This window comes from Streptomyces sp. bgisy159 (assembly GCF_057707805.1).
In genome coordinates, this window is the sequence record NZ_JBYIQX010000009.1 from 108276 (window position 1) to 129829 (window position 21554).

The following is a 21554-nucleotide window of genomic DNA, read 5'->3' on the forward strand; positions in this document are numbered from 1 at the left end:
CCCTTCGGCGTGTCCCGACGCCCACCCGGCCGGTCCCGGCGCGCACCCGGCCGGTCCCGGCGCGCACTCGGGCAGCCCCGCGGCGAGAGCGACACGGTGCCGGGGCGAGAGCGACGCGGTGCCGGGGTCAGGCCGAGACTGCGCCGGGGCGAGGGCGGCGCGGTGCGGGAGCACGGCCGGGAGAGGCCTTGGAAAGCGGCCGACTGCTCCGGGCGTGGTAAGCGGCCGGTCATTTTGCGCTGCCATGACCCCGATGCGGGACTGTGACGCGCGTTGCGGTGCTTTCGTGGTCACGGGACATCCGCAACGTTCGCCTGTCACGGAGGTGCACGCCATGGCTGACGCCGCGTCGCGGCTGCAGGGCCTGTTCGCACAGCTGCTGGGAGCCCCGCTGCCGGTCCGTATCCGCGCCTGGGACGGCTCGCAGGCTGGGCCGCCCGGCGCCCCGACGCTGGTGGTCCGCAACCGCCGCGCGGTGCGCCGACTGCTGTTCAAGCCCGGCGAACTCGGTCTGGCCCGCGCCTGGGTGGCCGGTGACGTCGGGATCGAGGGTGATCTGTACGCCGCGCTGGACCTGGTCTCCCCGCTGATCTGGGAGCGCGGTGAGGAGGCCCCCGGCCTGCTGCGGTCGCTGCGCGAGCCGCACGTACGGGCCGCCGTGCGGGGACTGCTACGGCTCGCCGGCCCGCCCTTGCCGCCCGCCCCGCCGCCCGAGGAGGTCCGCCGCCCCCGCCATCTCCACACCCGCCGCAGCGACCGGCGCGCCATCAGCCACCACTACGACGTCGGCAACGACTTCTACGCGCTCGTCCTCGGCCCGTCGATGGTGTACTCCTGCGCCTACTGGGCCTCGCCCGACGCCGGTCTGGCCGACGCCCAGCGCGACAAGCTGGAACTGGTCTGCCGCAAGCTCGCCCTGACGCAGGGGCAGCGGCTGCTCGACGTCGGCTGCGGCTGGGGCTCACTGGTCATCCACGCCGCCCGGGAACACGGTGTCCACGCCGTCGGCGTCACCCTCTCCCAGGAGCAGGCCGCCTACGCCCGCAAGCGGGTCGCCGACGCGGGGCTGACCGACCGGGTGGAGATCCGGGTCCTGGACTACCGGGACGTCACCGACGGGCCCTACGACGCCGTCTCCTCGATCGGCATGGCCGAACACGTGGGTTCCGAGCGCTACCTGGAGTACGCCGGCCACCTCCACCGGCTGCTCGGACCCGGCGGCCGGCTGCTCAACCACCAGATCGCCCGCCGCCCGCGACGCGACGAGTCGGCGTACGACGTCGACGCGTTCATCGACGCCTACGTCTTCCCCGACGGGGAGCTGGCCCCCGTCGGCACCACCGTCACCCAGCTGGAGCGGGCCGGTTTCGAGGTGCGCGACCTGGAGTCGATCCGCGAGCACTACGCGCTCACCCTGCGCCAGTGGGTCGCCAACCTGGAGGCGGGCTGGGAGCGGGCGGTGGCGCTCGCCGGTGCCGGGCGGTCCCGTGTCTGGCTGCTCTACATGGCCGCCTCCGCGCTGGCGTTCGAACGCAACCGTCTCGGCGTCAACCAGGTGCTGGCCGTGAGAACCCCCGGATCGGGGGACTCGGGTCTGCCGCTGCGGACCCGCACCTGGAACTGACGTGGAGCTGACGCGCACGCGAAGGGGCCCCTCGCCCACGGATACGGAACGAGGGGACCCTTCACGTCTCCGGCCGGCGCTTCCTGCGCCTCCTGCGTGCGCTTCCCGCGCTTCCCGCGCTTCCCGCGCTTCCCGCGCCTCCTACGCCGCCTTGATCGCCTGAAGCGTGTTCAGACGGGCCGCGCGCCGCGCCGGCCACAGCGCCGCCAGGACGCCCACCGCGCCGGCCAGCAGCAGGAACACGGCCATCCGGGCCCACGGCAGCACCAGTTCGTACGTCGGCATCCTCGTGCCGAGCAACTCGCCGGCCGCCCAGCCGAAGAACACCCCGAGCCCGATCCCGAGCACCCCGCCGAACAGGGAGATCACCAGCGACTCCAGCCGGACCATCCGCTTCACGCCGCGCCGGTCCAGACCGACCGCGCGCAGCATGCCGATCTCCTGGGAGCGCTCGAACACCGACATCGCCAGAGTGTTGATGACCCCGAGGACCGCCACGATCACGGCCATCGCGAGCAGGCCGTACAGCATGTTGAGCATCAGGGTGAACATGCTCGCGATCTTGTCCGAGATGTCCTGCTTGCTCTGCACCTGGATGGCCGGGTTGGAGCCGAGTGCCTTCTCCAGCCGGTCCTTCATCGTGCCGGTCGCCCCGTCGGCCGTCCTGACCATCACCGACATGTCGGCGGGGTCCGCGATGTGCGGGGAGAGCGTGGCGTTGTCCACGATGACGCCGCTGATCAGGTCGTTGCCCTGGTAGATCCCGGAGACGGTGAGCCGCTGCTTCGCGCCGTCCTCGTACGCCACGGTGAACACGGAGCCGGTCTTCCAGCCGTGCTCCTCCGCCCGGTCCGCGTCGACCACGACGTGAGTGCCGCCGACCTCGAAGGCACCGCTGTCGAACGTGAGCGCGGTGAGCCGGGGGAACGCGGACGCGTCGACGCCCGTCAGGTACTCCGTCGTCCCGCCGATGCGCGAGGGCGAGTTGCGCAGCGCGCTGCTGGCGGTGACTCCCTCGGTCGCGGCGATCTTCCTCTCGACGTCCGGGGACAGCTCGTTGCCGTTGGCCATGGACACCACGTAGTCCGCCCTGATGGCGTCCGCCGCCATCTTGTCGATCGACTTCTGCAGGCTGCCCGCCATCACCGTCATGCCGGTGATGAGGGTGAGGCCGATCATCAGCGCCGACGCGGTGGCGGCCGTGCGGCGCGGATTGCGCAGCGCGTTCTGGCGGGCGAGCTTCCCGGAGACGCCGAACAGCCGGAGAAGGGGTGTGGCGGCCGCGATCAGCGGGCGCGACAGCAGCGGCGTCAGCACGAACACACCGATGATCAGCAGCACCGCGCCGATCCCCATCGGGCCCTGCCCGGTGGAGCCGTCCATGCCGGTCGCGGCGAGGACGACGGTGACGCCGGCCACGGCGAGCAGCGCGCCGAGGGTGTTGCGGAGCACCAGCGAGCGGGCGGTGGCCTTGGCGTGCACGCTGCTCATCGCGGCCACCGGCGGGATCTTCGCGGCCCGGCGGCCGGGCAGCCACGCGGCCAGCATGGTGATGACGATCCCGACGGCGAGCGCGGTGGCGACCGTGCCCGGTGAGATCACCAGCGGCCCGTCCGGGACGGTCGCGCCGAGCGCACCCATCAGCGAGCGCATCCCGGCGCCGATGCCGACCCCCGCCACCAGTCCGGTCAGGCCGGCCACGGTGCCGACCACGAACGCCTCGACGAGCACCGACCGGGTGACCTGCCGGCGCGAGGCGCCCACGGCCCGCAGCAGCGCCAGTTCCCTGGTGCGCTGGGCGACCAGCATGGTGAAGGTGTTGGCGATGATGAAGGTGCCGACGAACAGCGCGATGCCCGCGAACACCAGCAGGCCCTGCTTCATCCCGCTCATCTGCGAGGAGATCGCCTCGGCCTGCTCGTCGGCGAGCCGCTCGCCCGTCGTGGTCTCCACCAGGCCGGCGGGCAGCGCCTTGTCCAGGGCGGCCTTCAGCGCCGTCTGGGAGGTGCCGGGCGCGGCCGTCACATCGATCTCGTCGTAGGTGCCCGGCTTGCCGAACAGCCGCTGGGCGGTGGGGGTGTCGAACAGGGCGAGGCTGCCGCCGGCGGCGACGTTGCCGTCGTCGGTGGTGAAGACGCCGGTGACGGTCGGGGTGAGGACGGGGCCGTCGACCGAGAGGCGCACGGTGTCGCCGACCGCGTAGCCGGCGCGCCGCGCGGTCTCGGCGTCGATGGCGACCTCGCCCGCGCCGTGCGGTGCCCTGCCCTCCCGCAACGGGTAGCGGGGGTCCTTCGTCCCCCAGTAGTTGCCGCCGCGGGACTGGAAGCCGCCGCCGATCAGCTTGCCGTCCTTGTCGGCGAGGGCGGTGAAGCCGCCGACGACACCGATGGCGTCGCCCGCGCCGGGCACCCGGGCGGTCCGCTCCAGCAGGGACGCGGGCAGTTCGGGCGTCCGGCCGACGCGGTCGCCGCTGCTCTCCTGGTACCGGGGCTGTACGGCGACGTCCACCTGCTCGAAGCCTTTGGCGGAGCTGTTCTGGTAGGCGTCGGTGATCGTGTTGGTGAAGACCAGGGTTCCCGACACGAAGGCGACGCCGAGCATCACGGCGAGCACGGTCATCAGGAGCCGGGCCTTGTGCGCGCTCACATTGCGCAGGGCGGTGCGGAACATCAGCTGGTGCGGCCCTTCGCGTCGAACTGCTTCATGAAGTCCAGTACGCCGTCCGCGGTGGGACGGGTCATCTCGTCGACGACGCGTCCGTCGGCGAGGAAGACGACGCGGTCCGCGTAGGCGGCGGCCACCGGGTCGTGGGTCACCATCACCACCGTCTGGCCGAGTTCGCGCACCGAGTTGCGCAGGAAGCCCAGCACCTCGGCGCCGGAACGGGAGTCGAGGTTCCCGGTCGGCTCGTCGCCGAAGATGATGTCCGGCTTGGAGGCGAGGGCGCGGGCGACGGCCACGCGCTGCTGCTGGCCGCCGGAGAGCTGCGAGGGGCGGTGGCCGAGTCGGTCCGACAGGCCGACCATCCGGATGACGGTGTCCAGCCACCCCTGGTCCGGCTTACGGCCGGCGATGTCCATGGGCAGGGTGATGTTCTCCAGCGCGGTCAGCGTCGGCAGCAGGTTGAACGCCTGGAAGATGAAGCCGATCTTGTCGCGGCGCAACCTGGTGAGCTGCTTGTCCTTCAGCGCGCCGAGCTCGGTGTCGCCGATGCGCACGGAGCCGGAGGAGAAGGTGTCCAGGCCCGCCACGCAGTGCATCAGGGTGGACTTGCCGGAGCCCGACGGGCCCATGATCGCGGTGAATTCGGCCTGCCGGAAGTCGACGGTGACCCGGTCCAGGGCGACCACCTGGGTCTCGCCCTGTCCGTAGATCTTCGACAGCTCCTGGGCGTGGGCGGCCACCGCGGTGGTCCGGGAGGCGGCGAGGGGGCTGGTGGTCACGGGAGGGTGCTCCTGTCGGGACGACGGTGTGGATCGGGGACGTGCTCCATCGTTCCGGCCGCACCACGGCATGTAGTCAGCCGCTGTTCCGGTTCCCGGGGGCGACTCCGGTCGCACGGGAGGCCTCCCCGTCATACCTGGGGATGACGCGCGCCCCTGACCGCAGAACCGGTGGACCACCCTTGTTCAAGCGGTGAAATTCCGTCATTCCGCATACATGAGGGACCGTCACTTGCAAGGCTGTTGGCAAGTGCGGATGGCGAGTTCCGGAGGCTGATGCTCCCTCAGACGCCAATAAAATAAGACAACATCGGGTCTACCCCCCGCTGTTGGAGGAGCGCCTCCCGATAGGCTCGGGATCTCGATGCGGAGCCTTCGGCCTGCCCAGATGGTGGAATGCAGACACGGCGAGCTTAAACCTCGCTGCCCCTTCGTGGGCGTGCCGGTTCAAGTCCGGCTCTGGGCACTCCCGCCCCGGCGGCCCCGCACCTCCTCCCGGCGCGGGGTGAGCCCGGGGTCACGCCCTTCACTCCCCGCGACCCTCGCTGCCTCCCGGCCGGTCCGACCCCTCCCATGTCGCCGCGCGGTTCCCGTTCGGTCACGAGTGGGGCGGGACAGTGGCGGGAATCACCCGGTCGCGTAGCGTGTTGACCAGCGTGGCGAGGGAAAGATCCTCCGCAGGTAGTAGGGTCATTCCTTTGCCTTTCCATTACTCTTGAGCCAAGGTCGCGACGTGCGGCCATGGAGGAGTGAAATGAGGAGCAGCAACCCGGTCTTCTCGCGACGGGGGTTCAGCCGCGACAACGGCTACGCGGGCTTCGGCACCGCGCCGCAGGCCGGGACTGTCGGCACCCAGGGCAACCCGTACGCGCAGCCCGCGGGGAACCCGTACGCGCAGAACCCGTACGCCCAGCAGCACGGCGCCCCGCCGCAGACCCCGGCCACCACCGGCCGGATGACGATGGACGACGTCGTCATGCGCTCGGCCTCCACGCTCGGCACCGTCGTCCTCGGTGCCGTCCTCGCGTGGGTCCTGCTGCCGGTGTCGTCCACCAGCTACGGCCTGGCGATCGGTTCCGCGATCGTCGCGTTCGTCCTGGCGATGGTGCAGTCCTTCAAGCGGACCGCGTCCCCCGCGCTGATCCTGGCGTACGCCGCCTTCGAGGGCGTCTTCCTCGGCGTGATCAGCGAGATGTTCAACAGCCGCTGGTCCGGCGCCCCCTTCCAGGCGGTCCTGGGCACCATGGCCGTCACCGGCGCCACCCTGCTGGTCTACAAGGCCGGCTGGGTCCGGGTGACCGCCCGCTACGCCCGGGTCGGCCTGTCCATCGCCGTGGCGTTCATGCTCGTCATGGCGGTCAACCTGCTGCTGGTCGCGTTCGGTGTCGCCGAGGACGGCGGTCTGCGCAGCTTCGGCCCGCTGGGTGCGATCGTCGGCATCATCGCCATCGTGCTCGGCGCCTTCTTCCTGACGCTGGACTTCAAGCAGATCGAGGACGGCATCGCCTACGGCGCCCCGCGCGAGGAGTCCTGGCTGGCCGCGTTCGGCCTGACCATGACCCTGGTGTGGATCTACATCGAGATGCTGCGGCTGGTCGCCATCTTCAGCGGCGACGACTGACCGGTCCCGAGCGCGCCGCGCCGCGCACCACGAAGGGCCCCGGGTTCCTCCCGGGGCCCTTCGGCGTCCTCAGGCCAGTTTGCGCGCGGCCCTCCTCAGGTCGTACTCGTGGACGATCGCCTTGGCGTGGCCGTACGCCAGGTTGTGCTCGTGGCGCAACCAGCTGACCTTCTCCTCGAAGCGGAAGAGAGCGGGGCCTTCCTCGACGGCGCGCAGCCAGTCGGAGATCTCGCGGCCGGTGCAGTGCGGGATGCGGGCTAGCAGGTTGCGATGGGTCTCGTCAGAGAAGACTTGGGACATCGGCGCCTCCGAACGACTGGGCTGTGAGCCGGTCCTTCAGGTCACGGTGCCTCAGCGTTCGCCTGTTGGCAACAGTCGCGGTGCGGCGCGTACGCTCGGCTCGTGGTGGATACGACTCCCTTGACCCGCGCCGTTGATCATTTCGCCGACCGGTTGAGGGCGGCACCCCAGTCCCGGTTGCAGCGGAGCGCCGCCGCGGAGGCGTTGGAACTGGCCAGGGAACTGGCCCGCCGGGCACAGGTTCTGGAGACGCCGGGCTGCGAGCCCCGGCAGATGCCGGACGCGGGCATGTTCGCCGCGGCCGACCAGATCACCGTGGCCGCACACGACCTGGCCCTCGTCCTGCGGGACGAGGGCCAGCTCTCCGATGCGGTGACGTTGGTCGAGGCCGCGCAGAAGCGGGCCGGCGTGTGACGGCTACAGGCTCGCGATGACGCGGTCGGCCAGGATGTAGACGTTCTCCTCGCCGCACGCGAAGGTCAGGGTGTAGGCGCCCGAGATGCCCGAGCCGCCCAGCAGGACCGGGGCCTCGCCGGCGGTGAGCGAGGCGGCCAGGCGCTCCGCGGTCTCGCGGTGGCCGGGGGTCATGCACAGGGTGGTGCCGTCGGCGAAGACGTAGACGTCGAGGGTGCCCAGGGGGCCCGGCCGGACGTCCGTGAGCTCGATGCCGGACGAGGCCAGCTCCTCCAGGGCGGCCACGGTGCGCTCGTGGTCGTTGACCACGGGCGACTGCACCGGCACGAAGTCCGGGTGGGAGGGGTGCCGGCGGCGGGCCGCGGCCAGCTCCGGGGACTCCCCGGCGAACTCGTCGGCGTCGGTGGTGGGCTCGCTCACCGGCTCCAGCGGCTCCAGGCCCGCGAAATCGGCCTGCCGGGGCAGGAACAGCTCACTGTCGGGCAGGCCCAGCAGCGTCGGGGCGTCGGAGGCGTCACGGGCCTCCTGCGCGGCCCAGAACGCCCGCGCCTCGGCGAGTTCCCGTTCCCGCTCCTCGGCCAGCGCCTCGGCGACCGCGGCGCGTATCTCCTCGGTGTCGGCGGTACGGGCGGCGGGCACCAGCCCCCGGGTCAGCTCGGCGTGGTCGGCGGCGAGCTGGGTGTGCAGGGCGGCGACCTGCCGGCGCAGCTTCATGAGGGTGCGCAGGACGGCGACGCCCACGGCGCCGGTGGCGGCCGTGGTGACCAGCAGGGCGATCGGCATGGCGCTCACTGACGTACTCCCGGTTCAAAGTCGACCCCCGACTTCCTACAACAGCTTGAAGGGCTGACCATCCGGCTGTCAGTGCGTAACGTCACGAAAGGGACAGGACTTTGCGCCCGGCGTCCGGGGGTGAAGCTGCTCTGAGCTGCGGGTTCCCGGCGGGGAGCGAGATAGGTCACATCCTGGGGGAGATTGGATCACAAAACGGCCCGGAGGCCGGTGGCGTACCGGACTCCGGGCCGGGCGGTCACGGGTGGTGCCGTGACGGTCACCCAGGGGTCAGCTCAGGCGCTCGATGACCATGGCCATGCCCTGGCCGCCGCCGACGCACATGGTCTCCAGGCCGAACTGCTTGTCGTGCCACTGCAGGGAGTTGATCAGCGTGCCGGTGATCCGGGCGCCGGTCATGCCGAAGGGGTGCCCGACGGCGATCGCGCCGCCGTTGACGTTCAGCCTGTCCGGGTCGATGCCGAGCTCGCGGTAGGAGGGGATCACCTGGGCGGCGAACGCCTCGTTGATCTCGACCAGGTCGATGTCGTCGATCGTCAGGCCGGCCCGTGACAGGGCCTGCTTGCTCGCCTCGACCGGGCCGAGGCCCATGATCTCGGGGGAGAGGCCGGAGACGCCGGTCGACACGATTCGGGCGAGCGGGGTCAGGCCCAGCTCGCGCGCCTTGGTGTCGGACATGATGACGAGCGCGGCGGCGCCGTCGTTGAGCGGGCAGCAGTTGCCGGCGGTGACCAGGCCGTCGGGGCGGAAGACCGGCTTCAGGCCCTGGACGCCCTCCAGGGTGACACCGGCGCGGGGGCCGTCGTCCGTGGCGACGACCGAGCCGTCGGGGAGGGTGACCGGCGTGATCTCCCGCTCCCAGAAGCCGTTCTTGATGGCTTGCTCGGCGAGGTTCTGGGAGCGGACGCCGAACTCGTCCATGTCCGCGCGGGTGATGCCCTTGAGGCGGGCGAGGTTCTCGGCGGTCTGGCCCATCGCGATGTAGGCGTCCGGGACGAGGCCGTCCTCGCGCGGGTCGTGCCAGGTGGAGCCGGTGGACTCGGCGACGGCCGCGGTACGGGCCTCGGCCTCGGCGAAGAACGGGTTGTGCGTGTCCGGGAGGCTGTCGGAGTTGCCCTTGGTGAAGCGGGAGACCATCTCGACGCCGGCCGAGATGAAGACGTCGCCCTCGCCGGCCTTGATGGCGTGCAGTGCCATCCGGCTGGTCTGCAGGGACGAGGAGCAGTACCGGGTGATCGTGCAGCCGGGCAGGTGGTCCATGCCCATCTGCACGGCGACGATCCGGCCGAGGTTGTTGCCCTGCTCGCCGCCGGGCAGGCCGCAGCCGAGCATCAGGTCGTCGATGTCCTTGGGGTCCAGCTCGGGGACCTTCGCCAGGGCGGCCTGGATGATCGTGGCGGTGAGGTCGTCCGGGCGCAGGTCCTTCAGGGAGCCCTTGAAGGCGCGGCCGATGGGGGAGCGGGCGGTCGAGACGATGACGGCTTCGGGCATCACGGCTCCATGGGGCTGAGGGAGATCGGCGGACTGAGGGGGAAGTTACCCGGCCGTATGGCCCAGGTCACGGGTGACGCGGTGTGACCCTGGCCGCATCTTTCTAAGCGCTTGCTTTGCCTGTTGGGCGCCCCTCCCGCGGCCCGGGTCTCACCGCGCGTCCGGCTGGGGCTCCCCCGTGTTCCGCCGCCGCAGGTAGAACGCCGACGCGGTGACCACGAAGACCGCGGGCACCACCACGCCGATCGCGACGGCCGGGGAGAGCGCCACCCGCGCCGCCCCCGGCAGGTCGACGAACATCGCCACCACCATCAGCAGCACCGCCAGGATCCCGACCGCGACGGCGGCCGCCACCCCCATCAGCACGGCCAGCCGGCGGGCCTCACCCCTGCGGATCCGCGCGGCGAGCCCGGGAACCGGCCGCCAGCCGGGGCCCCGCAGTTCCCGCCAGGCACGCCGCAGGAACGCCAGCTCGTCGTCGAGCCGGACATGGGTGTCGTCCACGTACATCAGCAGCACCCGGCGGCCGGTGGAGCCGTAGGCGCAGCAGACGCGCCGGGCCGCGCCGTCCTGGAACGCCGACCCCGGGTTGGTCTCCGACCGGATGTCCTGGACATCCGCCCAGGCGATGGCACGGGTGCCGAGGAAGCCGCGCACCCGCAGGCCCCGGCGGTCCGCCACCGTCGCCGCCCGGGCGGCCGCCGCGAACAGCCAGGCGAAGAAGGCGAGCAACGCCACGGTGACCAGGAACCGCACACCGGGCGGGATGCTCCCGTCCGTCCACAGCGGGTACAGCCCGGCCGGCAGGGACAGCACCGTGGCGACCACCACGCCCACCATCCGCCCTGGCCCGGTCCCGTACCTCCGCGGCAACGACACCCCGACGTCCATGTGCCCCCTCTCGCCACCCCGCGATCCGGGGGCGAGGGATTCTAGAGCCGGCCGAACCCTTCCCACAGCGGCACATTCCGGCCAACTGGCGGGGACCGGCCGGTCTGTGGGGGTGAGCGCGGCGGGGTGGCGTGCGGGTTCCGGGTCGGGCGTCGCGGGTGGCATGGGTGGCGCGGGTGGCGCGGGTGGCGCGGAGGGGGTGCGGGTTCCGGGGCGGTCTGCCCAGGTGGTCCGGCGTGGTGGCGGGTTCCGGGTCGGCTGAAGCACGGGTGCGGCGGGGTGGTGCGGCTGTTCCGGTCGGCCCTCTCGGTGGCTGTGGGGCGGCGGGGTCTGTGATGGGGGTGGACGGATGGGGGCCGGGGTGGTTGTCAGGGCGCGGGCGGGTGGGGGCCGGGGTGGTTGTCAGGGCGCGGGCCACCGGGGTGCGCGGTGGCGGACGGGCGTGGACGGGCGCGGGTGGCCCGGGAGTCGGCCGCCGGTCGCCGACGGGTGCGCGGGTGCGCGGGTGTGCGGGGTGGCCGGGGGTCGGCCGCCGGTTGCCGGTCGGGTGTGGGGGAGGCCGGGGCTTGGCCACGGTCCTCCGAGCCCCGGGTACGGGGGCCCGGGGCTCGGAGGCGGGCGCAGGACGGGCGCGCGGAGGCGGGCCGGGCGCCCCGGAACCGGCCGGGGGCGGTGGCCGGGGCGCCGGTGCGGGTGGTGGCCGGGCCCGACCGGGGCGGCTGTCAGGTCACCGGAGTGCTCTCCGGCTCGGGGACGCGCCGGCGGCGTCGGCGCTTGAGCAGGGCCCAGGGGCCCCGGGGGCCGGTGGGCATGGCCGCCGCCACCTCGGTGCCGGGCTCCGCGGCGGCCTCCGCCGCCGCCCGCGCCACCGGCAGGAAGCCCTCGCGGCGGGCGGTCTCCGGACGCTCCTCGTCGGCCGGCCACAGCTCCAGGGCCGCGCACACCGTGGGCAGCACCGCCATCGCCGCCGTGGCGTACCCCTCCGCCGAGGGGTGGTAGTGGTCGGGGCCGAACAGCTCCCGGGGGTTCGCCTCGAACTCGGGTCCCAGCAGGTCGCCCAGCGACACCGTACGGCCGCCCTGCTCCACCACCCCGATGGTCTGCGCCGCGGCCAGCTGGCGTGAGGCGCGCCGGGCCAGCCAGCGCAGCGGCTGCTGCACCGGCTCGATGGTGCCGAGGTCGGGGCAGGTGCCGACGACCACCTCCGCGCCGGCCGTCCGCAGCCGCCGTACCGCCGACGCGAGATGGCGCACCGAACGGTTCGGCGGCATCCGGTGGGTGACGTCGTTCGCGCCGACGATGATCACGCAGATGTCGGGCACCCGATCGGAGTCGCCGAGGACCAGGCCGACCTGGCGGTCCAGGTCGTCGGAGCGGGCGCCGGGGAGGGCGACGTTGCGCAGCCGCACCGGACGCTCGGCCACCGCCGCCAGGCCGGACGCCAGCAGCGCGCCCGGGGTCTGGCCCGCCCGGTGCACGCCCTGACCCGCGGCCGTCGAGTCGCCGAGCATCACCAGCAGCAGCGGTTCCTCCTGCAGGGACGCGGCGGTGGTGTCGTACGCGCGCCCGTACAGCCCGTCCGCGCCCGGGACGTGCGGGGCCGCGCCCGTGCCGTTGACATACCGGCGGGCCAGGTGGGCCTCCGCCAGCAGCAGGCCCATCACCGCCGCCCCGGCCAGGCCGACGCCACCGCCGCCGTAGGCCGCGCCGGCCGCGATACGCCGGGCCACTCTCGCCCTCGACATGCTCGTCATGCCTCGCCGCCACCTCCTCATAGCCGTACACCCACTCCTTGCCCCGTACCGGGCGCTGTCCAATCGCGACAGGGAGTGAACGGTCCGTGCACGCCTTAGGCTGGCGGGACCACTAGGACCACTGTTTTTGCAAGCAACCGGAGACAACGGTGCGATTCCACGACTCGATGATCAGCCTCGTCGGCAACACCCCGCTGGTGAAGCTCAACAGCGTGACCAAGGGCATCCAGGCCACCGTCCTGGCCAAGGTCGAGTACTTCAACCCGGGTGGCTCGGTCAAGGACCGCATCGCCCTGCGCATGATCGAGGCGGCCGAGGAGAGCGGGGCGCTCAAGCCGGGGGGCACGATCGTCGAGCCGACCAGCGGCAACACCGGTGTGGGGCTGGCGATCGTGGCGCAGCAGAAGGGCTACAAGTGCATCTTCGTCTGCCCTGACAAGGTCAGCACCGACAAGATCAACGTGCTGCGGGCGTACGGCGCCGAGGTGGTCGTCTGCCCGACCGCCGTCGCGCCGGAGCACCCGGACTCCTACTACAACGTCTCCGACCGGCTGGTGCGCGAGACCCCCGGCGCGTGGAAGCCGGACCAGTACTCCAACCCGAACAACCCCCTCTCGCACTACCACTCCACCGGCCCGGAGCTGTGGGAGCAGACCGAGGGGAGGATCACCCACTTCGTGGCGGGCGTCGGTACCGGCGGCACCATCTCGGGCACCGGCCGCTACCTGAAGGACGTCAGCGACGGCAGGGTCCAGGTCGTCGGCGCCGACCCGGAGGGCTCCGTCTACTCGGGCGGCTCGGGGCGGCCGTACCTCGTGGAGGGCGTCGGCGAGGACTTCTGGCCGAGCGCGTACGACCGTGACGTCGCGGACGAGATCGTCGCCGTCTCCGACAAGGACTCCTTCCAGATGACCCGCCGGCTCGCCAAGGAGGAGGGCCTGCTGGTGGGCGGCTCCTGCGGCATGGCCGTGGTCGCCGCGCTGCGGGTCGCCGAGCGGCTCGGGCCGGACGACGTCGTGGTGGTACTGCTGCCGGACAGCGGCCGCGGCTACCTCAGCAAGATCTTCAACGACGAGTGGATGGCCGACTACGGCTTCCTGGAGGACACCGGCCCGAACGCCCGGGTCGGTGACGTCCTCGACGACAAGGAGCACGGCGCCATCCCGTCGCTGGTGCACATGCACCCCGAGGAGACGGTCGGCCAGGCCATCGAGGTGCTGCGCGAGTACGGCGTCTCGCAGATGCCGGTGGTCAAGCCGGGCGCCGGGCACCCTGACGTGATGGCCGCGGAGGTCGTCGGTTCGGTCGTCGAACGCGAGCTGCTGGACGCCCTGTTCAGCAAGAAGGCGTCGCTGGACGACCCCCTGGAGAAGCACATGTCGGCGCCGCTGCCGCAGGTCGGCTCCGGTGAGCCGGTCGGCGACCTGATGTCGGTGCTGGGCACCGCCGACGCGGCGATCGTCCTGGTCGAGGGCAAGCCGACCGGGGTGGTCAGCCGGCAGGACCTGCTGGCGTTCCTCGCCAAGGGCAGCCGCTAGAGCCCGGCCCGCCGGGCGGGGCCGGGCGCGTCCGGACGGTCCCGGACGGTCCCGGACGGTCCCGGCCGGGTCCGGCCGGGGCGGGGCGCGTCCTGGCGGGCCGGGACCGGTCCGGGTGGCGAACTTGCGGTGAACGCGCCCCGTACACGGCGAACTTGCGGTGACCGGGGCCGATCGGCCGGACGCGGAACCGGTACGAGGGTGTCACGTCCACGCAGCACACGCTTAACACGCGTTCGGCAGAGTGTGGGGTGTCGGCAGGGAGGGAGCGGCTCCCCTCCCGGGCCGGCACCGAACGGCGCCAGGACCTCCGGAGCGGCTCCCGGACCTCCATGGACGCCACGGACGCGCACATCCGGTTCCGGCCGGCCCGCGTCCCTCGCGGGGACCGCCGTCGTCCCGCCCCCCAGTGATGGGGGTGCGGCGGTCCCCGCGTAACCCCTCCCCCCACGATGTTCCGGCGTCGTGCGTCGTCAGCCTTCCCAGTCGCCGTTCTGCGACTCCTTACGGCGGCGCAGGCGGAACAGTCCCGGGTTGGCGCGGGCCGCCTGGACCACGTTGACGCCGACGATGCCCGCCCAGGAGACGAACAGACCGGACAGGCCCGCGGTGCCCGCGCCGATCCCGGACAGCGGGATCGCCAGCACCAGCGACACGATGCCGAAGCCGAACCGCTCGCCCCAGGAGTCGCCGTCGCCGGGGGAGCGGGAGTCGCGGGCCTCCGTCATCTGCTGCTCGGCCAGCTGCCGGCGCACCCGGCGCTCCACCGCCCCGTCGATGCGCTGGTCGACCTTCTCCAGGAAGGACTCGACCAGCGCGGAGTCGTAGTCCTCGCCCAGTTCCCTGCGGGCGTGCAGAGTGGCGTCGAGTTCCTTCTTCAGCTCGGCGTCGCGCGCGGCGTCCATGGTGGTCTCCCATCCCGTCATGGGCAGCCACGCTACGCATTCCGGCCACCGGTCGCACTGGGGGTAGCCCCCCTGTCGGAGCGGGGGCGGCACGCGGTCGCGGCCGCCGGGTCAGGCCGGAACGAACGCCGCGATCCCGGAGATCAACATAGGACGGGCCGGCGGCCTTCCCCACTGCGGCCTCCACGGCCCTCTGGGCAGCCCTCGCCCTCGTGGCCGGCGCCGCCCTGTGCGCCCTGTGGCTGCCCGAGCGGGCGGTGCGGCATACCGAGGAGTGAGGGGCGGAGGGGCTGAGGGGTGAAGGGAGGGAGGGCTGAGAGTCCGAGGGGCGGAAGGGCGGAGGGGCGGCCTCCGTGAACGGCGGGGCGAGGAGGCCGACGCGCACATCTGGCGCCGTGTCGGCTGAGTCCCCCGTCCGGTGACCCGTGGCCCGTTCCCCTTGCCCGGCCTGTATGACCTCATGCAGAGTGCTTGGTGACTGAATAGGTGGAGGGGGAGCAGGTCATGACCGACAGCCCGGCCGCACGGCTGCAGACGCTCTTCGAGGGGCACCGGCTGACGCCGACGCAGCGACGGATCGCGCACAGCATGGTCCGGCGCGCCGCCGACGTGCCCTTCCTCTCCAGCGTCGAGCTGGCCGAACTGGCCGGCGTCAGCCAGCCCTCCGTCACCCGCTTCGCCGTCGCCCTCGGCTTCGACGGCTACCCGGCGCTGCGCCGCCACCTGCGCGAGGTCGCACCCGCCGAGCAGACCGCCGACAGCGGCTCGTACAACGAGTACCAGCAGGCCGTCGAGGCCGAGATCGAGAACCTGCGCCACCTCGCCGACGCCCTCGCCGACCCGGCCCCCGTGCGCAGGGCGGGCCGGGCCCTCGCCGCGTCCCGCCCGCTGCCGGTGCTGGGCCTGCGGGCCGCCGCCGCACAGGCGTACGGCTTCGCCTATTTCGCCGCCAAGGTCCACCCGGACGTGCGGCTGCTGGACGAGGGCGGTTCCATGGTCCAGGACCGGGTCGACGCGGCCGTCCGGGCCGGCGCCACCGCCCTGCTGTGCTTCGCGCTGCCCCGGCATCCGCGTGAGGTGCTGGACACCCTGGCGTACGCGCGGGAGGCCGGGCTGACCGTGGTGAGTGTCGCCGACTCCGCCTTCGCGCCCATCGCCAAGGTGTCCGACCTGCTGCTGCCGGCCGCCGTCGGCACCGGGCTCGCCTTCGACACCGCCTGCGCCCCGATGCTGCTGGGCCGGGTGCTGCTGGAGGCGATGTGCGACGACCTGCCGGACGCGCAGGCCCGGCTGGAGGAGTTCGACGCGAGGGCCGCCGCGCGGGGTCTGTTCGTGGAGTGACCCCGGCCCGTGGCGCGGGCTCTCATGACCGTCTCAGGTTCGCTCGCTACTCTCCGGTCCGGATGTGCTCATGGCGGGCGCGCTCGCGACGGGCGCGCCCGGAGCCGGGACGACGAGGAGGCGGAACGTGGCACGCGGAGGTCAGGGACTGGCTCGGGTGGCCGTCGTCGTACGTGCCGGGGCGGCCCCCCTGTGGTGGTGCGGGGTGTTCGCGGCGGGCGTCGGCGTACTGGTGCCCGGAATCACCGGGCGGCGGATCGGGGTAATGGCCGGGGCGGCGCTGTTCGTCCTGGCGACGGCCGTGGTGGCCGTGCGGGGCCGCCGCCGCTACCGGGCGCTCGCCGCGGGCGCCGCCCGCGCGGGCAAGTACGACGTGCTGCAGGACCGCGCGGTGACCGTACGGAGCTGGCGGCGCGGCCACCGCTGGTGGCTGCTGCTCGCCTTCGCCGCGGCCCTCGGCTCCTCCTTCGCGGTGCCGGCCGCCGGCGGGCTGCTGCTCGCGGGTTGCGCGGCCGGGCTGTGGCTGAAGGCGGCCTGGCTGGGGCGTCGGGAGCAGGAGGCCGAGGCGCTGCTGTGGGTGCGCGTCGACTGGCTGGACCGGCGCGGCGGGCGCCCTGCGGGCAAGGCCGTCAAGGGCTTCCGGGGCACCGGCGTCGCGGCGGGCGACGCGGCCCCCGGCGGGGCCCGCCGCCGCACCGCGGCGCCGGTCTGACGGCCCGCGGCGTCCGTCTGACGGCGGGTGAGGCCGGTCTGACGGCGGGTGAGGCCGGTCTGACGGCGGCGGTCTGACGGCGGGTGACGCCGGTCTGACCGCGGGTGAGGCGGTCGGCCCGGTGGGTCCGGGCCCCGCACTCGCCGGGCCCGGACCGGCCGGGCTCAGACCTCCAGGGTCTCCTCGATCCTTCGGAGCTGGTGGCGGGCCATCGCCAGGTTGGCCCGTTTGGCGTCCAGCACCAGATACAGGAAGAGCCCGTTGCCGCTGCGGCCGCCGACCAGGCGGATCAGGTGGTACTGGTCGCTCAGGGTGATCAGGATGTCCTGGATCTCGGCCTTGAGCCCCAGGTGCTCCATGGTGCGCATCTTGGCGCGGATGACGTCGGTGTTGCCGGCGGCGGCGACGTTCAGGTCGAAGTCCTTGCTGCCGCCCATCGTGCCCAGCGCCATACCGCTGGTGTAGTCGACGAGCGCGACTCCGGTGGCGCCCTCGATGGACGCGAGCGCTTCCTTGAGGGCGATCTCGGTGTTGGCCATGACAGGTTTCCTCTCAGCTTTCCCTGGTGGTACGGGAGTGGTCGGTGGTGTTGGCGGCGGTGGTGGTGGCGGTGGTGGTGCGGGTGACGGCCCTGGCCCGCACGGGCCTCGGGGCCGTGACGGGGCCGGGCAGGTGGTGGGCGGGCTCGGGGGCCGCGTCCACCAGCTCCCCGACGCGCGCGCCGGTCCGGCGGCCCTCCAGATGGAGCCGGCCGACGTTGACGCGGTCCTGCGCGAGCAGTGTCAGCACGGCCTGGTCGCCCGCCGCGTAGCTGGCGACGTAGCCGTACTGGCCGCGCAGCAGCAGTTCGCGCAGGGCGCCCTGGCCGGTGGCGTCGGTGGTGCGCACGGCGACGCCGAGCGCGGCGGCGGTCAGCGCCGCGAGGCCCTCCGGTTCGACGCCCGGTGTGTCGTGGGCGAGGACGAGGCCGTCCACACTGGCCACGAGCGCACCGGTCAACTGGGGCACACGGGCGCGCAGCCGCCGCAGTTCGTCGAGCAGCGCGGGCTCGTCGGCCATGACTTCTCTCCTCTCGGCGTGCGGTCGTTGCCGCTCAAAGGGCCTCCAGCGCATCCCTGAGCCTCTTCAGCAGGGTGATGTCGGGGTCGTTGACGGGGGGCAGGCCGCCCGGCCAGGCGCCGGGCAGGGGTGGTCCGGGCGGTCCCGGCGGTCGGTGCGGTCGGTGGGGTGGGGGTGGGACGACGGGTGGGGGCTTGGGGGAAACCAGGCCGGCGGCGGCCAGCCGGCGGACGTCCGCCAGCGTGGGACAGGCGCGTCGGCCCAGTGCGCGGGCGATGTCCGAGGCGGTGCGCTCCCCGTCCACCAGCGCGAGCACGGCACCGTGCCGGGCGGTGGCCGCGGAGACGGCGGCCGCCCCGGTGCGCAGCAGCGGCGCGGTGTCGGCGAGCTGCTGCGGCCAGAGCCGGTCCAGCAGCGCCCGACGGCGCAGGGTCGCCCGCTGCAGCGCGGCCACGGCGATCGAACCCAGGACGTGCGGGTGGGCTCCGCCCGCACGCCCCCAGCCGGAGGCCTGGTCGCCGGAAGCCCGGTCACCGGAGGTCCGGTAGCCGGAAGCCCGGTCGCCCGGGGCATGGGCGACGGAGGACCGGCCGCCGCTGCCCCGGCCGTGGAAAGCCCAGGTGCCGGACGCCCTGTCGCCCGACGGCATACCGCCTGAGGACGGGTCGTCGGCCGGCCGACCGTCCGAGGGCAGGCCGTACGACGAGGGGTCGTCCGACGTCAGACCACCCGGCAACAGTTCTCCCGGCGACAGTTCTCCCGAGGTCAGGTGGGCGGAGTGCGGGTCGCCCGACGGCAGGTCGGCCGAGGGGCCGGTGCCCCATGCCAGGTCGGCCGGTCGCAGGCCGCCCGAGGACGCCTCGCCCCAGGCGAGGGCGGTCGCGGGCAAGCCGTCTGTGGCGAGCCCCCCCGCCGACGAGCCGCCGGGACACCTGCCCGACTGCACCGCGTCCGGCAGCGGGTCCGAGAACCGGTCCGGCAGTGGGTCCGGCAGCGGGTCAGGGGACAGTAGCCCCGGCACCAGTGCCGTGCCGTAGCGGAAGCGTCCGGGCGCGCTGCTCGGGGCGAGCGCGAAGTACGCCGCGTCGCAGAGCGCCCCCAGATGGCACACCTCCAGCGCCCCGCGCGCCACCCGGCCGGAGTCGAGCAGCCGCAGCGCCGCCCCGTACTCCCCGCCGGGGCCCTCCGCCAGCGTCCGCAGCCACGTGTCGGCGTCGATCGTGCCGTGGGCGAGCAGGAGGTCGCCCAGGCCGGGGGCGAGCGGGCTCTCGGCGTGCACCACCCTGCCTTCGGCCAGGTGCAGCGTGCCGTGCTCCCGCTCCAGCACTCCGGTGGCCCGCTCGGCGGCCAGCCGGGTCAGCATCGGCGACAGCGAGACGCCGCCGCCGGCCGCGCGCTCACGGGCCGCCGACCCGTCACGGACCGGCAGTGGGGGCGGGGGCGGCGGGGCCGCCTTGGTCGCGGTCACTCCAGCACCAGCCGTCCGGCCATCTCGCCGAGCCGGATCCTGGCCAGGGCCAGGTTGCCCTCGGCCCGGCCCAGGAACAGATGGAGGAACACGCTGCTGTCGAACGACGTCTGCACGAAGCGCAGCAGGTGGTAGCTGTCCCGGTTGCTGACGATCAGGTCCTCCAGCGGCGGGTCGGGCGCGTCGCCGCCGTCGTCCGGCGCGAACGCCCGCTGCTCGGCGGTCAGCCGGGCGATCTCGGCGGCCTCCGCGGCGGCCGCCTCGTGGTCGCCGCCGGGGAACTCCCCGACCGCTCCCAGGGCCAGTCCGCTGGTCCAGTCGACCAGCGCGACCCCCCTTGCTCCGGGCAGCCGCATGGCCTCCAGTAGGCACTCGTCGATTCCGGGCACCGTGGCTCCCCTCCCGCCTTCGGTTCGGCTGAGTGAGGGGGACGTTACGCACTGTGTGGACGAGGAGTGAGTCTTCTGGCATTTTCCTGTGGAACGTGCCCGCAGCCGCTATGGTGACCCAACTCAAGTCCCTCGAACGGCTGTTGTGCACAGGGCTGTTCAACACCCCGGACCCCGGCGTGCGTCAACCGCGCCCGGGTTCCCGCAGCGAGGTGAGCGCGTCCGCGTGCGCCCCTCCGGCCTCGGCGACGATCTCGTCGACCGTCTGGCCCGCGCGCACCGGCGCGAAGGCGACCCCGCCCCGCCCGTCCGGCGCGAATCCGTGCACCGGCGGCCGGGCCAGCGAGTTGTACGCGTAGTGGTGGGCGAAGTAGTACGCGCCCGTGTCCAGGGCCGCCACGTGGTCCCCCGGCTCCAGCAGGGGCAGCTCCCGGCCCTCCGCCAGCAGGTCACCCGCGAAACACGCCGGTCCCGCCACGTCCTGCACCACCGCCGGCCCCGGCTTCGGGCGGCCCTGCGCGTCGTACGCGGCGATCCGCAGGGGCCACGCCCCCGGCGCGTACACCGTCCGGGTGGCCACCTGCACGCCCGCGTGCGTCACCGCGACGGGCCGGCCGCCGGCCGTCTTGGTGTACTCCACCCGCGCCACCACCACGCCCTGCTCGGCCAGCAGCGACCGCCCGAACTCGGTGACCAGCCCGTACCGCCCGTCCACCAGCCCCGGCACCGCTTCGGCGAGCAGCCGCGCGTAGCGGGCGTACGTGGGCGTCGTCGCCTCCGACGCGAAGTTCACCGGCAGCCCGCCGCCGATGTCGACGGTGTCGATCTGCCGGCGTCCGAGCCGCTCGTTGATCTCCTCGGCCAGCTCGTACACCGCCGCCACGCCCCGCACCATCAGCTGCAGCGGCACCCCCTGCGACCCCGTGTGCGCGTGCAGCCGGGTCAGCCACGGCCGCTCGGCGTACGCCCGCACCACCCACTCCCGCGCCCCCTCGTCGCGCAGCGCCACCCCGAACTTCGAGGTCGCCGTCGCCGTCGACAGCGCCCCGATGGAGCCGGCCCCGACCTGCGGGTTCACCCGCAGGCCCACCGGTGACGCGCTGGGCGCGGCGGCCCTCAGCGCGTCGATGCGCCCCAGTTCCTGCGGGTTGTCCGCGTTCACGGCGATCCCCAGCGCCAGGGCCTCGCGCAGTTCGGCCGGGGTCTTCGCGGGGGAGTCCAGGACGGTGGCCGACGGGGGGATCCCGGCCGCCCGCGCCAGCGCCAGCTCCCCCGGGCTCGCCACCTCCGCGCCCAGCCCCTCCTCGCCCAGCAGCCGTACCACCGGCACCAGCGGCGTCGCCTTCACGGCGAACGCGTGCAGCACGGGCGTGCCGGCCGGCACCACCGCCGCGAACGCCGATCGCAGCGCCGCCGCGACCGCGCGAACGCCGGTGACGTCCAGCAATCCGACGATGGGGGAGCCGGGCCCCAGCAGCCCCTGCGCCACGGCGGCCCGCACGGCCGCGTCCCGCCGCAGCGCGCGCTCCCGCCCGGGGGCCTCGTCGAGGTCGTCGCGACCGTCGCGGCCGTCGGCGCGGTCGTCGCCGCTGCGGCCGGCGCCGCTCCGGCCGTCGTGGTCGCCGTCATGGTGGCTGTCGTCGTCGCCGCGCAGGAAGTCCACTCGCGCCCCCGTGCCGTCGCCCTCGGCCTCGTCGGCCCCTCCGTCGCCCGCTCCAGGATTGCCCGTCGGTCTCTCGGTCGCGCCCATGGATCCAGCCAAACACCCCCATCGCGCGCGTGTCGGCAGCCACCCCTATTGACTAGTTCTAT

18 protein-coding genes, 1 tRNA gene and 1 pseudogene are annotated in these 21554 nt (G+C 73.4%); 7 read left to right on the forward strand and 13 right to left on the reverse strand.

The window, feature by feature from the left end; translation table 11 throughout:
- The first annotated feature begins 334 nt into the window (after nt 1-334).
- Nucleotides 335-1624 (forward strand): class I SAM-dependent methyltransferase, encoded by a 1290-nt coding sequence (locus tag AC3ET3_RS11975; RefSeq protein ID WP_432135473.1) that lies wholly within the window; start codon nt 335-337, stop codon nt 1622-1624.
- A 141-nt stretch (nt 1625-1765) separates the two neighbouring features.
- Here the strand turns inward: AC3ET3_RS11975 and AC3ET3_RS11980 are convergent, their stop codons facing one another.
- Nucleotides 1766-4294, reverse strand: coding sequence for an ABC transporter permease (locus AC3ET3_RS11980; protein WP_435612087.1), 2529 nt, complete (start codon nt 4292-4294; stop codon nt 1766-1768).
- On the reverse strand, nt 4294-5067 hold the full coding sequence (locus AC3ET3_RS11985) for an ABC transporter ATP-binding protein (protein ID WP_432135471.1): 774 nt from the start codon (nt 5065-5067) through the stop codon (nt 4294-4296). Before AC3ET3_RS11985 ends, AC3ET3_RS11980 begins: the two co-directional genes overlap by 1 nt.
- A 382-nt stretch (nt 5068-5449) precedes the next feature.
- On the opposite strand from AC3ET3_RS11985, the gene AC3ET3_RS11990 reads away from it, so the two are divergent.
- Both AC3ET3_RS11990 and AC3ET3_RS11995 read left to right on the forward strand, forming a co-directional pair.
- Nucleotides 5450-5533 (forward strand) — tRNA-Leu (locus AC3ET3_RS11990).
- 288 nt (nt 5534-5821) lie between these two features.
- On the forward strand, nt 5822-6688 hold the full coding sequence (locus AC3ET3_RS11995) for a Bax inhibitor-1/YccA family protein (protein WP_432135470.1): 867 nt from the start codon (nt 5822-5824) through the stop codon (nt 6686-6688).
- A 69-nt stretch (nt 6689-6757) separates the two neighbouring features.
- Here the strand turns inward: AC3ET3_RS11995 and AC3ET3_RS12000 are convergent, their stop codons facing one another.
- Nucleotides 6758-6988, reverse strand: a complete 231-nt coding sequence (locus AC3ET3_RS12000; RefSeq protein ID WP_432135469.1) for a DUF4287 domain-containing protein — start codon at nt 6986-6988, stop codon at nt 6758-6760.
- A gap of 102 nt (nt 6989-7090) precedes the next feature.
- Between AC3ET3_RS12000 and AC3ET3_RS12005 the strand changes: the two genes are divergently transcribed.
- A complete protein-coding gene (locus AC3ET3_RS12005; RefSeq protein ID WP_432135468.1) occupies nt 7091-7402 on the forward strand; it encodes a hypothetical protein in 312 nt (103 codons plus the stop codon).
- Between the two features lie 3 nt (nt 7403-7405).
- Here the strand turns inward: AC3ET3_RS12005 and AC3ET3_RS12010 are convergent, their stop codons facing one another.
- From AC3ET3_RS12010 to AC3ET3_RS12025, 4 genes are all read right to left on the reverse strand, one after another.
- On the reverse strand, nt 7406-8194 hold the full coding sequence (locus tag AC3ET3_RS12010; protein WP_432135467.1) for a hypothetical protein: 789 nt from the start codon (nt 8192-8194) through the stop codon (nt 7406-7408).
- A 270-nt stretch (nt 8195-8464) separates the two neighbouring features.
- Nucleotides 8465-9685: an acetyl-CoA C-acetyltransferase gene (locus AC3ET3_RS12015; RefSeq protein WP_432135466.1), complete on the reverse strand. Its 1221-nt coding sequence runs from the start codon at nt 9683-9685 to the stop codon at nt 8465-8467.
- A gap of 150 nt (nt 9686-9835) precedes the next feature.
- A complete protein-coding gene (locus tag AC3ET3_RS12020) occupies nt 9836-10516 on the reverse strand; it encodes a PH domain-containing protein (protein WP_435612088.1) in 681 nt (226 codons plus the stop codon).
- A gap of 782 nt (nt 10517-11298) precedes the next feature.
- Nucleotides 11299-12330, reverse strand: coding sequence for an SGNH/GDSL hydrolase family protein (locus AC3ET3_RS12025; RefSeq protein ID WP_435612089.1), 1032 nt, complete (start codon nt 12328-12330; stop codon nt 11299-11301).
- A gap of 149 nt (nt 12331-12479) precedes the next feature.
- On the opposite strand from AC3ET3_RS12025, the gene AC3ET3_RS12030 reads away from it, so the two are divergent.
- Complete coding sequence (locus tag AC3ET3_RS12030) at nt 12480-13868, forward strand: cystathionine beta-synthase (protein ID WP_432135463.1); 1389 nt, start codon at nt 12480-12482, stop codon at nt 13866-13868.
- Between the two features lie 473 nt (nt 13869-14341).
- Here the strand turns inward: AC3ET3_RS12030 and AC3ET3_RS12035 are convergent, their stop codons facing one another.
- On the reverse strand, nt 14342-14794 hold the full coding sequence (locus tag AC3ET3_RS12035; RefSeq protein WP_432135462.1) for a hypothetical protein: 453 nt from the start codon (nt 14792-14794) through the stop codon (nt 14342-14344).
- A 483-nt stretch (nt 14795-15277) separates the two neighbouring features.
- Between AC3ET3_RS12035 and AC3ET3_RS12040 the strand changes: the two genes are divergently transcribed.
- Both AC3ET3_RS12040 and AC3ET3_RS12045 read left to right on the forward strand, forming a co-directional pair.
- The gene (locus AC3ET3_RS12040; protein ID WP_432135461.1) at nt 15278-16114 is read left to right on the forward strand and encodes a MurR/RpiR family transcriptional regulator; all 837 of its coding nucleotides are present in this window, start codon (nt 15278-15280) and stop codon (nt 16112-16114) included.
- Nucleotides 16115-16241: 127 nt separating this feature from the next.
- On the forward strand, nt 16242-16826 hold the full coding sequence (locus tag AC3ET3_RS12045; protein ID WP_432135460.1) for a hypothetical protein: 585 nt from the start codon (nt 16242-16244) through the stop codon (nt 16824-16826).
- A 164-nt stretch (nt 16827-16990) separates the two neighbouring features.
- On the opposite strand, the gene AC3ET3_RS12050 is transcribed toward AC3ET3_RS12045, so the two are convergent.
- From AC3ET3_RS12050 to AC3ET3_RS12070, 5 genes and pseudogenes are all read right to left on the reverse strand, one after another.
- Nucleotides 16991-17365 (reverse strand): roadblock/LC7 domain-containing protein, encoded by a 375-nt coding sequence (locus tag AC3ET3_RS12050; RefSeq protein ID WP_432135459.1) that lies wholly within the window; start codon nt 17363-17365, stop codon nt 16991-16993.
- Nucleotides 17366-17378: 13 nt separating this feature from the next.
- Nucleotides 17379-17885 (reverse strand): roadblock/LC7 domain-containing protein, encoded by a 507-nt coding sequence (locus AC3ET3_RS12055; protein WP_432135458.1) that lies wholly within the window; start codon nt 17883-17885, stop codon nt 17379-17381.
- Nucleotides 17886-18876: 991 nt separating this feature from the next.
- Nucleotides 18877-19353, reverse strand: a pseudogene (locus AC3ET3_RS12060) (transcriptional regulator); the annotation flags it as partial.
- Nucleotides 19350-19742, reverse strand: coding sequence for a hypothetical protein (locus tag AC3ET3_RS12065; RefSeq protein ID WP_432135457.1), 393 nt, complete (start codon nt 19740-19742; stop codon nt 19350-19352). The pseudogene AC3ET3_RS12060 and the gene AC3ET3_RS12065, both read right to left, overlap by 4 nt.
- A gap of 184 nt (nt 19743-19926) precedes the next feature.
- A complete protein-coding gene (locus AC3ET3_RS12070) occupies nt 19927-21492 on the reverse strand; it encodes a type III PLP-dependent enzyme domain-containing protein (protein WP_435612090.1) in 1566 nt (521 codons plus the stop codon).
- Nucleotides 21493-21554: the final 62 nt, after the last annotated feature.